Source organism: Nostocoides jenkinsii Ben 74 (assembly GCF_001046875.1).
Taxonomy (GTDB): Bacteria; Actinomycetota; Actinomycetes; order Actinomycetales; family Dermatophilaceae; genus Nostocoides_A; species Nostocoides_A jenkinsii.
In genome coordinates this window covers 1114275-1127222 of record NZ_HF571038.1, presented here as the reverse complement: position 1 = coordinate 1127222, position 12948 = coordinate 1114275, and the positions used below count along the sequence as shown (strand labels likewise).

General features: G+C 64.8%; 7 protein-coding genes. 1 reads left to right on the top strand and 6 read right to left on the bottom strand.

What is annotated here, in order from left to right; genetic code table 11:
- Window positions 1-7: 7 nt before the first annotated feature.
- The 6 genes from BN13_RS05210 to BN13_RS05185 form a co-directional block, all read right to left on the bottom strand.
- Window positions 8-1057, bottom strand: a complete 1050-nt coding sequence (locus BN13_RS05210; protein WP_235433932.1) for an IS30 family transposase — start codon at window positions 1055-1057, stop codon at window positions 8-10.
- A 54-nt stretch (window positions 1058-1111) separates the two neighbouring features.
- Window positions 1112-3226 (bottom strand): DNA methyltransferase, encoded by a 2115-nt coding sequence (locus tag BN13_RS05205; RefSeq protein WP_048548904.1) that lies wholly within the window; start codon window positions 3224-3226, stop codon window positions 1112-1114.
- 4 nt (window positions 3227-3230) lie between these two features.
- The gene (gene drmD / locus BN13_RS05200; protein WP_048544995.1) at window positions 3231-6383 is read right to left on the bottom strand and encodes a DISARM system SNF2-like helicase DrmD; all 3153 of its coding nucleotides are present in this window, start codon (window positions 6381-6383) and stop codon (window positions 3231-3233) included.
- Between the two features lie 2 nt (window positions 6384-6385).
- Entirely contained in the window at window positions 6386-7480 is a 1095-nt protein-coding gene (locus BN13_RS05195) for a DNA cytosine methyltransferase (protein ID WP_048544993.1), read from the bottom strand.
- Complete coding sequence (mads1, locus tag BN13_RS05190; protein WP_048544990.1) at window positions 7477-7707, bottom strand: methylation-associated defense system helix-turn-helix domain-containing protein MAD1; 231 nt, start codon at window positions 7705-7707, stop codon at window positions 7477-7479. Before mads1 ends, BN13_RS05195 begins: the two co-directional genes overlap by 4 nt.
- 181 nt (window positions 7708-7888) lie before the next feature.
- Entirely contained in the window at window positions 7889-9022 is a 1134-nt protein-coding gene (locus tag BN13_RS05185; RefSeq protein WP_235433946.1) for a DNA cytosine methyltransferase, read from the bottom strand.
- A 238-nt stretch (window positions 9023-9260) separates the two neighbouring features.
- Here BN13_RS05185 and mobF point away from each other — a divergent pair, with 238 nt between their 5' ends.
- Window positions 9261-12872, top strand: coding sequence for a MobF family relaxase (gene mobF / locus BN13_RS05180; protein WP_084733577.1), 3612 nt, complete (start codon window positions 9261-9263; stop codon window positions 12870-12872).
- The last annotated feature ends 76 nt before the right edge of the window (window positions 12873-12948 follow it).

Below are 12948 nucleotides of genomic sequence, written 5' to 3'. Positions count from 1 at the left end.
GGCGGTGTCAAGGCGTCGTAGCAACGTGGGGTTGGCCGAGGAGGAGTCGTTCGAAGGATTCGCGGGGGGTGAGGTAGCCCAGGACGGCTCGGGGGCGTTCGTTGAGTTCTTCGGCGATGGAGTTCAGGTAGGGCTGATGGGCGGGGATGTTCTCGCCCTTGGGGATGTACTCACGGATCAGGCCGTTGGTGTTCTCGTTGCTGGGACGCTGCCAGGGGCTGTGTGGATCGGCGAAGTACACCGGCAGGTCGGTGGCGACGGTCAGCGCGGCGTGGCGGGCCATCTCGCTGCCTTGATCCCAAGTCAGCGAGGCGCGCATCATTTCGGGTAGGGCGTTGACGTGCTCGATCAGGACCTCGGCCAGGTCGTCGCTGGACTTGCCGTGATGCAGGGCCACGATCACGGTGTACCGGGACATCCGCTCGACCATGGTGGCTGCAGCGCTGGCGCCGTTCTTGCCGATGATCAGGTCGCCTTCCCAGTGCCCGGGTACCCTCCGCTCGGCGCTGCCGGGGTGTTCGTTCTCCCGGGCGGTGATGGGACGCATCCCCACGATCGGGGCCCCGCGCCTGCTCGATGAGCGGGGCTTTCGCTGGGTGCGCTTGGAGCGCAGGAAGACCCCGTGGCGGACCAGCTCGGCGCGGGGCATGGCGTAAATGAACTGGTAGATCGCCTCGTGCGAAGCCAGCAGGCCACCGGCCGGTAGGGAACCCTTCATGACCTCCACGGTGGCGTCCTCGGCCTCCAACTTCAACCGGCCGGCGATCTGACGGGGCGTGCGAGACTGCCGCAGATCGGCCAACACCCGCTGACCCAGCAGCGGATCGGCGGCCACCTTGCGCGGCTGCGGACGGGCGCGGCGCCGTTGGGCCCGCACGTCGGCGCTGACCACCCGATACCCACACGTCTTGGTGGAGTTCCGGGCAATCTCCCGGGTGATCACTGACCGATCCCGGCCCAGGTCACGCGCGATCCGCGCCGGGCTCCAGCCCGCCTTCAACCCAGCCGAAATCTCCGCCCGGTCCTTGATCGTCAACTGCCGTCTCGTGCCTGCCACCGGTCCAGCCTCCCAGCCTTCAGCCCCGATCCAGTGGAGGCTGTTGCTTGGACGCTATGACCCTGCCAACGGCTGAGCCTTGGAAAGCGTGACAAGCCAGATCGAGAGCTTCGCCAGCTCGACGGCGAGGGGATTGATGTCGACGCCGTATATACCACGCTCCGCAACCAACCTCCGAGCGATAATAATTCGTTCATCTTGTGATGCTGGAAGAGGATCGGCGTCCCCGAGTTCATCAAGGACTTCCCCCTCCGTCGTGATGAACTTGCCCACCGCGCCGCATTCGCTCCATGCTTCGACGACTCGCTCGGCCAAGTACCGACATGCTTGAACGAGGAAGGCACCCGACCCCATTGCTGGGTCACACACTTTGATGTTTAGGAGTTCTGCGGGCGACTTGAGTGCCCAGTCCGTCCGTGGTCGTCCCTCGCCAGGTCCACGATAGACAAGGGGTTCAAGGGAATGATGGACGATCTGCTCCGTCAGCGACCGCGGGGTGTAATGAGTTCCACTTTCCTTCCGATCGGTTCCGGCGGTGACCATGAAGGACTGCGCTCGATAGATGATCGCACTACCCCACGCGTCATTTCTCACGAGATTAGCGAACGGGTCAACACGCGCCGCCAGCGCCTGATCGCCGTGGATTGCGCTGTGAATGCGGGCGAGTACGGGCTCCGACGCGGGTCTCGATAGGTCACTTCGGACGGACGCGGCAGGACGTCCAGTCACATCCACGACCCTTGCGACGAGAGCCTCGATGCCGGCGAAACGGGCGGACTCCAGGTCAGAGAGTGGGATGGCCGGATATCGCGCTTTCGAGGATCCTCTGAGGCCAAGAGTGTCCTCCGCAACCCGAACTACTGTGTGGTCGAGCAGACCCTCATAGACGTGTCCAACCTGTTCAACATCAAGAGCTCGGTAAGACAAGGCCAACGCCCCGCGTGAACTCTCAAGAACCTGCAAGGAGTTCAGAAGCAAGAGCACCGTGCGGTTGTCGATCGGCAGTGGTCGCGCGGGCGTGTCCAGCCAAGACGTGTCGAGTCCGCGCCCTTCGAGGAACGGGTACCGGTCAGGATCGAAGAGAGAGCCGCCCATGGCTGGCAACCGCATGTCCTCGTGCTCGATTCCAGCGTAGACGGCACGGAAGGCAGCGAGTATGCGTGCCCAGGCGTCGAAGCGCCGTTCGAGTACCTCGTCCCCAAACTGGTCTGCATCTTCAGCAAGCTGCCCTCGCAGGGTTGAGATCGCGAGGTGCTGGTCATACACAGCGTCACCGAGCAGGAAGAGCCCCCGTTCCTCAGCGCACAGGGTGAACACAAGGCGCATCATGACCGTGAGGGATGCCTCGTAGAGCAGAGCGGGCGCCACATCGTCCAAGAGCTCTCGGTTGCGATCCTCGTCCGCCTTATCGAGGGCTTGGATCAGGACCTCAGTGGCACGGCGGACCTGTTCGCCCAGCGTGTCGGTGACTTCTTCTTGGTGTTTCAGCGATTCGTCGAGGAGTGCTTCGAGGGTCTCGGCGGTCGGGCCGAAGCAGCGGCGCACTCCGAGGAGCGACTGGAAGGCCTTGAGCGTGGCTGGCTCCTGGAACCAGTAGCGCGCGTGCCATGTCGTCTGCCCGGAAGGTGAGTCGGTCGGTGCGTTGACGAGCACCCAGGACTCCCCGTTGGTGACGATGCCCACGCGCACATTGTGTGCGCGGCATAGGAGTGTCATGCGCTCAATCTCGTTGGCGATCCAGCCATCTGGGTTGGCCGCCGAATCGAGGGGCGCTTCTGGCTGGACGACCGAGATGAACGAGCGCGGTTGGGTCGAGCCGGGGGGATGGATGATCCACGACGGAGTGAAACTTGATGCGGCGTCAGGCGACGCGACCGACGGGAGGTCACCCACCCATGCCGACCCAGGAGTCGCAGACTCCACGTCGAACTCAAGAAGCTCGGTGAGGACGAGGTTCACCCAAGCGTCGTGTAACTGAGGTAATAGATCGTCGTCCTCATCAACGGCATCCCGCCACTCATAGTAGGCGGCGCGAAGTCGTTGCCGACGCGGTGTCTCAATCGATTCAAGCCCTTGGGGAAAGGCTTGCTCGAGCACCGGCAGGGTAAGGAATGGCCCGCTTGTCTCGACGAGTGAAAGCCATTCAACTTGTTGCGATGGTGTGGCCACGTGCTCACCCCCTCGCTGTCATGGACTCGGGGACGAGGAAGATGACGGCTGCTGGGAACGTCCTTGCGACCGGATCGGCATACTGCCGCATGATCGCGGCTTCTTCCGCTCGCCGCTCCTCTGGAATGCGGGCGAGACGCGCTTCGAGCGACGCAATATCCTTAGTTACCTGATTCATCTCCTGCGGAGAAAGTCCGGGTAGGTACAGCTCGCTGCCTTCCTCGTCCGGCCCGAGTTCCTTGGTGATCGCTCGTTCGAGCTCGCTGAGAACCGCATCAAGGTCTGCAACGTCGTGGGTCATGCGGTCGGTCAGGGTCTTGTCCAAGCTGTCTAGGCGCTCCTTCGACCTGGCCTCGACAGCCGCCATGATCGCCCGCTCATTGTTCTCGAAGCGTCGCTTGAGAACAGAGAAGAGTGCGTCGCTCGGTGCGATCGGCGTGGCGGCTTCAAGGAGCTCCTCACGCCTTCCCACCTGATGGATGCGGGAGAAGCGATCATGGCCAAGTTCCCCACCGGAAAGGGTCAACTCCTCGTGAAGCCTGCGATGGTCACCTCCAGTGACGACCAGCCGCGACCAGAGCAGTACCACTGGTTGGCTCATCAGGCTGTCAGGCACGGATCGAACGGTCACGCGGTGGAGCTTCTTGGTGTCTTCTACCTTCCAGATTTCTTCACGCAGGAGCCGTAGACACATCTGGACGAGCCGGTGTCCGAGGTGCGCCAACACTACGTCGTCATTGCCCTTCGCTACGGCGTGGTCGAAGGTGATGGGGCGTCGTTCTCTGGTGTGCGGGTGCTCAAGCCCGTGCGTCGCCTTACCCCAGGAACCGGCGAGTTCTGGGACGGTGAAGATGGTCGAGCCAGAGCCAGTCGACAGGTGTCTTGGGATCAGTGCCGGCTTTTCCGCAAGGTCAAGGGCAACCTCGACAGCTCGGGCGACGTTCGCGGGAGACATATGAAACTCGTCCTGCGCTTGCAGGAGCGTGTTGTGCAGTCGCTGAATCCGCTCGCGCAGTTGCCGTTCCGCACTAACGAATCGGCGAGCGCGAGCGGCGTGGGCTTCTGCGGAGCTCGTGTCGAATCCGGTGCGTCGTCCGAGCATGATCTCTTCGATCTGGCGGGCGATGACGGGGCCGACGCTGCCGAGGTCTTCGCGGATGGTTTCAACCTTGCTGGCGGCTCGCATCAGGTACTCGTGGTCGCCGACGATCTCGCCCGGCGTCAATGCCCTGCCGTCGTGTGTGCGACCGACAGGGTGCCAGATGAACACAGCCTCCTGCTTCTGGCCGTGCCGGTCGATGCGGCCGTTGCGCTGTTCCATGACGTTGGGATTCCAAGGAACCTCGACGTGGATGAGGTAGTTGCAGTAGTTCTGGAGGTCGATCCCCTCAGATGCAGCGTCGGTGGCCAGCAGAATGCGGACGGGCGACACTGCCGGATCGGCTTGAAATGCAGCCTTGACGATCTCGCGTTCGTCGGGCGCAACGTCACCGTGAAGGAAGGCGAGCCGGTCGCCGCCGTAACCGTGACTCGCCAGAATCTGTTGGAGCCAGCTGTGCGTCGCTCGGTACTCCGTGAACAGGATGACGCGCTTGTCGTTCCACTGGCCATCGTCGTTCTTGAGGTGTGATGCGATCCAGTCGAGGATGGCCGTGGCCTTGGAGTCGGCCCTGTTGCGTGACTTCTCCGCCCATGCGGTAAGACGATCCAGCATGTCCCGCTGTTCCGGGGAGAGCGGTGCCGCAAGTTCGGTCGCCAACTCCACCGCCTCTTGTTGCGCATCTTCCAAGGCTGAGTCGTCGGCCTGGTCTTCCTCAGTTCGCAAAATGGCCTTGCGCAGAACCCGGTCGTCCATCGGGCTGCTCTTCGAGGATCGCGGGCCTCGGCTCAAGGTCTCTCGGTGGCGGGCGAGAGTTGTCGCAAAGGCCAACGGCGAGGAGAAGAGGCGCTTCTTGAGGAGTTTGTGGGCGAAGTCAGTACCGTAGGCGTACTTACTCCCGCTGACGCTCTTCGAGCGGTCGAGAATGAAACGTTGGAGCAGTGCGTGGGCTTCTCGCTCCTCATCGGTATACGCGATGGCGAGAGGAACGAGCTTCCGCGCAGGGAACACCGAGTTACCGTCGGCGTCGGTGATGTCGCTCTTGAGGCGACGCACCATGACCCGGTGCAGCTGCTGCTCGTCGGGCAAGACAGAGCGCGCGAAGCGTTGGTCATCAAGCAGTTCGAGAAGCGACGTGAACGACGCTTGATAGCCGTTGTGTGGCGTCGCAGTCAGGAAGAGCCGATGAGTGAAGTGCGGGGCGAGCGTCCGAATCAACCTGGTCCGCTGGCTCTCCAGCGCGTACTGAGTCGCAGCGGCGGGTGCAACGTTATGCGCCTCGTCCACGATCAAGATGTCGAACTTGCGCGGGTAGAACGCCTGCGGAGGCAGGACATCCTTGAGAAGCCGTAGGCCTTCGCCGCTCTTTGCCCAGTCCATCGACGTGATGAGACGAGGGAACGACGCCCAGGGGTTCGCTTGGATGCCTCTGCTCCGGCGTAGTTGCTTCACGTAGTCGGTATCAACGATTCGGAACTCCAGCCCGAACTTCTCCTGCATCTCGGTCTGCCACTTGGCCTGAAGACTCGCAGGGCAAACAACGAGCACCGTCCGCGCTCGATGCCGGACGAGGAGTTCCTGCACGACCAAGCCGGCTTCGATGGTCTTCCCCAGGCCCACGTCGTCAGCGATGAGGAGATTCACCCTGGCCATGTCGATCGCCCGCACCAAAGGGTCGAGCTGGTAGTCCTCGATTGAGATGCCGCTTCGGAACGGTGCCTGGAGGAAGGAACGGTTGGCGTTTGTTGCGGCGCCCCAACGCACGGCGTCGAGAAAAGCCTCCAGCCGATCGTTGGAGTCCCAACCTGTGATCGTAGGAAGCCCGGCCTTGTCCAGCACCCGCGCGCCCGGTTCCAGTTCCCAGATCACCTGAAGCTCTTCGCCCAGAGCATCCTCGTCGAGCGAGGCAAGAGTGACGAGATGCTGCGGCTGCCCGCCTGGTAGCGAGCTGCCGCTTGGCGCCTCGGCAACAACCCACTGCCGGCGTCGCACTTCAACGAGTTGGCCAGGCTCGGGGACTGTCTGGTTCGGGATAGGCGTCGTGAAGGCGCTCGTCATCGTCACGCGAGCTGCCCTTCAGCACGAAGGCTGAGCAGCGTCTCGCGATGATCCTTGACGTGTGCCTTGATGCTCTTCCCGATCAGTTCGCCTAGAGCGACTGGTACAGCGTTGCCGATGAGTCTGCCGATGGTCTTCATGTGGACTGGAGCATCCGGCGCGACGAACTGATAGCTCGGTGGGAAGCTCTGAAGAATCGCACCTTCGCGTAACGAGATCGCGCGGTCTTGGCTCGGATGACCAAAGCGCCCGTTGCCGAATCCGTAGAACTGCGTCGTCATGGTCGGGGCAGCATCGTCCCACGTCATACGGCCATAGACGCCGGGGTACGTCTTCCCGGACTCCTTCTTGTGGCACTCCGCAACCAACTCCTCGGGCCAGTCACGCCACGTCCCTCCGGGTTTGGATGCCTTGACTCGACGCAGGTTCAGCGAGGAGAGCCCCGAACACTGATGCAGCCGGTCCTTCGGGTCGGCTGTCCCTGCTGCGAGCGCCGGAACCTTGCCTTCCCCGATCACGTCGCGAACACTTCTCGGCTTTGTCTTGAACTGCTCGGGGGTGAGGAGGCTGATGGGGCCAATGCGTGACGCCAGCAACACAAGGCGATTCCGGTGCTGGGGTACGCCGTAGTCCTGGCAGTTGACGACCTGCTTGGAAACCTTATAGCCGCTCTCCTCAAGCGATGCAACGAACTCATCGAAGACGGCGTGATCCAGCAGACCAGGCACGTTTTCCATCGTGACGAGCTCAGGGAGCATCTCCTTGGCGAGGCGTGAGAAGTGCCTCAGCAGCCACCAGCGGTCATCTTCGGTTGACGCCTTCTGGTTGTACGAAGAGAAGGTCTGACACGGCGCGCAGCCGGCCAGAAGCCGGACGCTCCCGGGGAGGAAGAACGAAGTAAGGTCTCCAGGCTCAAGGTCGCCGACTGACTTCAGAAGGAACTTCGCCTTGTTATTGGCCGTGTAGGGGTACTCGCACGCCGGATCGACATCCACGCCGACCCTGACGTTGACTCCCGCCTTGGCGAGACCGTGAGTCAGCCCGCCCGCTCCGCTGAACAGGTCGACCGCGCTGATGCTAAGACGTTGTGAGGTCATCCGTCCCTGCCCTCGGTGTCGGTGTCCCTCTCGCGCGCCTCGTTGGCGGCAGCGCCACCGGCTTCGACCCAGGCGTCCACCTGCTCACGCTTGAACTTCCACTTCCGACCCATCTTGTGCGCGGGCATCTCGGAACGGTCGATCCAGCGGTACACAGTGTCGCTGCTGACGCCGAGGTGCTGACAAATCTCGTCGACAGAGAGCCAACGGTCCTGCAGCTCAGCCATCAGTCCTCCTCAGCGCCGGAGCATCCTTGGTTCCAGGCAGCCTGAGTCGTTCCGACTGTTCCGGGTCTTCGCCAAGTCTAGAGCCCAACTGCCGATGTCGCCTGATTTGAGCCGCAGGCGTGTGCATGGAGCCGCTCCGCCGCCCGTTGTGCGCTCGTCCACGACCGCCAGGCGTGGCCTCTCAGGCACTGTTCGCGGCCAACATTCGTAGCGCCGAGACAGCTTGGAGCGGGAGTACGCCGTTGCCGAGGGCGGTGATCTGCTGGTTCTGCGTCAGGTCGTCGGTGCCGGTGACCCAGCCTGCGGGCAAGCCCATGAGCCATTCAACGAACGCGGGTGCCGGGCGGGGGCCGTCGGCGTCGTTCAGGAGGGCTGGCGCGGGCGCGGGGCATCCGGTGATGTGTTCCCAACGGGCGATAGCGTCGGCGTAGCGTCCCCAGCGCTGAACAGTCCGTCGATCAGGGACCACAGCGTTTCCGATTCGGCTCTCCTGCTCGGTGAGCCAGCTGGCCCGTGGAGGGCGAAATCGATGATCTGGTGGGACAGCGCGATCGTCCCTCGCCTGGCTCGCACCTGGTCGAGAGTCTCCCCGCCGCGCGATGAGTCCGTCGCCAGTGGGGTGCGGAACAGTGCGCCGGGCGAGGGCGAAGATGCGGAAGCGTTGGTGAGGAGCGCCGACAAGGGAAGCCGGTAGGCCGATCCATCGCGCATCCAGCCGCAGGTCGGCCAGATCGCCGAGAACGGCGCCGAGAGCCCGTAGAGGTCGAGCTGCGTTGTCTCCCAGATGCCACGGGTCGCGTTCCATGCTGCGAAGGGCTGCGCCGTCGGGGGTTGCATCGTCCGGGTTGCGCCGGTCATGGTCGTCTCCTTCTGCGGGTGGCCGTATCGCGGGCGAGGACAGCAGCCCGCGGACGTTCTCGATGACGACCCATTCGGGCCGGAGCGCGTCGATGGCAGCGGCCATGTGTGCCCAGAGCCCCGAGCGCGTGCCGGGCGCGAGGCCAGCGCGCTTGCCGACCGTGGACACGTCTTGGCACGGGAACCCGCCGATGAGGATGTCCACGGGCTCGACCCGACTCCAGCCGATGGCCGTGATGTCCCCGAGGTTCGGAGCCTCGGGCCAGTGGCTAGAGAAGACGCTAGCAACGGGCTCGCTGAGTTCGGAGAACCACACGGTCTGGGCGTTGAAGACGTGCTCAACGGCGAGGTCGAGCCCGCCGTAGCCGCTGAAGAGCGACCCGATCCTGAGTTCTGAATCGCCGCTGGCGTCAAGGTCGTGCATGAAGTCCGCTCCGGTGACAGTCGTCCCCGGCATCCGTACCTCACCGAGAACTGATGCCGAGCTGGTCACCTGTCAGGTGCACGACCCCGCCACGCTCGCCGCTCGAACCGAGCCACCCGAGCAGTCCCGTCCGACGCCTCCACCTCCGGCCTTCGCTCCGACCGCCATCCGAGGTCACACGCCTCTTGCAGGTCGAGGTTGAGCCGGGCATCACCGCTTCAGAAGTCACCGGCTGTGGGTGCCTACCTGCCTGGCAGGAGCGGAGGTGAGCATGACGGTTTCGATGCGCGTGATGTCGGCGGGTGATGGCTACAAGTACCTGCTCAAGACGGTCGCGGCAGCCGATGGCAACAGGCCACTTTCAACGCCGCTGACTCGCTACTACATGGAAGAAGGCACACCGCCCGGCCGCTGGCTCGGCACAGGCGTAGCGGCCCTCGGCAAGGGCGAGATTCAGGTGGGCGACCGAGTATCAGAAGACCAACTCCAGCTCCTGATGGGCACGGGATGTGATCCGATCACTGGCGACAAGCTCGGACTGGGCTTCCCGGCCTACAAGAGCCAGGAAGAGCGGATCGAGGCGCGGATCGCCGCTCTTGACCCGGCGCTGACACCTGGGGCCAAGGGCGAGGCGGTCGCGCAGATCGTTGCCGAGGAGGCCGCCCGGAGCACACGGCGTGCGGTGGCGGGTTTCGACTTCACCTTCTCCATCCCGAAGTCCGCGAGCGTGTTGTGGGCCGTTGCCGATGCCGGAGTGCAGGCACTGATCGGCGAGGCGCATCATCGAGCGGTTGCGGAGGTGGTTGCGTTCATGGAGCGTGAAGTTGCGGCCACGCGCACGGGTGCAACCGCCGGGGACGGCGCGGTTGCGCAGGTCGATGTCACCGGGCTCATCGCGACCGCGTTCGATCACTTCGACTCCCGCGCCGGCGACCCCCACCTCCACACGCACGTGGTCATTAGCAATAAGGCCAAGACCGTCCTCGACGGAAGATGGCGCTCGCTTGACGGCAGACCGATGCACGCCGCCGTTGTGGCGCTGTCCGAACTACACGAAGCCGTGTTCGCCGACCACATGACGCGCACCTTCGGCGTCTCCTGGGAGGCCCGAGAGATGGGGCGCGACCACAATCCGGCCTGGGCGATCACCGGAGTGCCCGAGGAACTGATCGCCGAGTTCTCCACACGCGCCCGTCACATCGATGTCGAAACCGACCGCCTCATCGCCGAGTACGTCGCAGCGCACGGACGACGCCCGACACCGGCAGCCATCATGAAACTCCGAGCCCAAGCCACACTCGCCACCCGCCCCGAGAAGCAGGTCCGATCCTTGGCTGACCTGACCGCCGAGTGGCGGGAGCGCGCCATGAAGACGCTGGAGCGGGACGCGACAACGTGGGCACGCGAGGTCACCGACAACGACAAGCCGCTCCTCCTGCGCGCGGACGATGTGCCACTCGACGTGATCGGCGAGATTGGGCGTTCAGTGGTCGAGGTGGTCGGTGAGAAGCGCTCGACCTGGCGACGCTGGAATCTCATGGCCGAGGCATCCCGGCAGACGATGGGCTGGCGGTTCGCCACCATGCAGGACCGGGAAGCCATCGTCGCGATGGTCGCCGACGCCGCCGAGCTCGTCTCGCTCCGCCTGACGCCACCTGAACTCGCCACCTCGCCCGTTGTGTTCCGTCGCCCCGACGGCACCTCAGTGTTCCGGCCGAAGAGCTCGACCGTGTTCACCTCCGAGTCCCAGCTCGCGGCCGAGGACAGGCTCCTCGAACGCGCCGCCAACCTCAGCGCGCCGACTGTGCCGCTCACGACGGTCGAGAAGATCACGCGCAACCCCGACGCGGATGGCCGGATGCTCGGCGACGACCAAGCCGACGCCCTGACCCGCATCGCGGTGTCAGGACGCCTCCTCGATGTTCTCGTCGGCCCCGCCGGGGCGGGCAAGACCACCGCCATGAACGCACTCCGCCGCGCATGGGAAGCCGAACACGGGCCCGGCTCGGTCGTCGGCCTCGCCCCGTCAGCGGTCGCCGCACAGGTCCTCGCCGACGACCTCGGAATCGCGACCGAGAACACGGCGAAGTGGTGGCAGAACCACCTCATCCACGGCACCACCTTCGAAGCGGGCCAGCTCGTCATCATCGACGAAGCCTCCCTCGCCGGCACCCTGTCCCTGGACCGCATCACCCACCTCGCCCAGGACGCGGGCGCGAAGCTGCTGCTGGTCGGCGACTACGCCCAACTGCAATCCGTAGACGCCGGCGGAGCGTTCGCGATGATCGCCAGAGACAGAGCGGACAGACCCGAACTGGTCGACGTTCACCGCTTCGCACACGCCTGGGAGAAGACCGCCTCACTCGAGCTACGCCACGGACGTACCCAAGCCATCGACACCTACCTCAGCCACGAGCGAATCACCGACGGCGACGGCGAGGCCATGACCGATGCCGCCTACAACGCATGGCGCGCCGACCGGGACGCCGGACTCGTCTCGGTGCTGATCGCCGAGACCCATGAGGACGTGACCACGCTGAACGGTCGCGCCCGTGCCGACCTGATCCTCGACAAGACGCTGAACCCCGACCGCGAGGTCGAGCTGCGCGACGGCACCGCCGCAGGCGTCGGCGACACCATCATCACGCGACAGAACAACAGGAACCTCCGCACCCTGGCCGGGCGGGACTGGGTGCGCAACGGTGACATCTGGACCGTCACCGCCGTCGGCGACGACGGGACCATCACCATCGCGCGCGACTACGGGACCGGCACCACTGTGCGCGACGACGGAACCATCAGGGCTCGCAGGCGTGGACGCAGGTTCGGCGGCAGTATCGTGCTTCCAACGTCGTACGTGGCCGAGCATGTCGATCTCGGCTACGCAGTCACCGCGTACCGCGCGCAAGGCGTCACGACGGACACCGCGCACGTCCTCGTCGAACCGACCTCGACGAGAGAGACCTTCTACGTCGCGATGACCCGAAGACGGCACGCAAACCACGCCTACGTGACGCTCGACCGCGCCGACGACCACGCGCAGCCACACCCTGGTGATGACCCACATGCCACTGCGCGGAGCGTGCTGTACGGCGTTCTGCAGCACAGCGGGGCCGAACTCTCGGCGCACGAGACCATCGTGGCCGAGCAGGAGCAGTGGGGCTCGATCGCTCAGCTCGCCGCCGAGTACGAGACCATCGCCGCAGCGGCCCAACACGACCGCTGGGCCACCCTCGTCCGCGGTTCCGGGCTCACCGACGAACAGGCCGAGAGTGTCATCGAGTCCGAGGCGTTCGGCCCGCTCACGGCTGAACTTCGCCGAGGCGAGGCCAACCATCACGATGTCGATGCCCTCCTGCCGCGCCTCGTGGCCGTGCGCGGATTTGGTGACGCCGAAGATATCGCCGCTGTCCTCCACTACCGGGTCGAGCGGGCGACCGCGCGTCCCGCAGGATCAGGCCGGACCCGCAAGCCATCGCGACTCATCGCCGGCCTCATCCCAGAGGCGCTCGGAGTCATCGACGCCGAGATGCGAGAGGCCCTCGACGAACGAGAGGAACTGATCGAGGCGCGCGCTGACGCCGTACTCGACGACGCCCTGACCGAGTGCGCACCGTGGACGAAGGCTCTTGGAACGCCGCCCAACGACCGACGACGAGCCGCCACCTGGCGCAAGGCCGCACGCGTGGTCGCCGCCTACCGAGACCGCTACCGCGTCATCGACGACACGCCTCTCGGCGCGCCACCCGAGTCGGCCGCCCAGACGATCGATGCCGCGACGGCGCGCGCCGCGCTCGACAAAGCGCGAGTGGCCGCTGAAGTCCCGGATGATGCTCATGTGGCTCAGAGCCCGTCAAGGGGCGGTCCGTCGCGGGCACTGTAAGGCCAGTGGCGGCTCCAGGGTGCGGACGGTCAAATGTCGGCGCGGCCAAGTAGCCTCGGAGCCACACGCCAGTAGA

Bases quoted from the DNA above. Each gene is read 5' to 3' on its own strand.
- mobF (WP_084733577.1), top strand. From the start codon at position 9,261: ATGACGGTTTCGATGCGCGTGATGTCGGCGGGTGATGGCTACAAGTAC.
- drmD (WP_048544995.1), bottom strand. From the start codon at position 6,383: ATGACGAGCGCCTTCACGACGCCTATCCCGAACCAGACAGTCCCCGAG.
- BN13_RS05185 (WP_235433946.1), bottom strand. From the start codon at position 9,022: ATGCCGGGGACGACTGTCACCGGAGCGGACTTCATGCACGACCTTGAC.
- BN13_RS05195 (WP_048544993.1), bottom strand. From the start codon at position 7,480: ATGACCTCACAACGTCTTAGCATCAGCGCGGTCGACCTGTTCAGCGGA.
- mads1 (WP_048544990.1), bottom strand. From the start codon at position 7,707: ATGGCTGAGCTGCAGGACCGTTGGCTCTCTGTCGACGAGATTTGTCAG.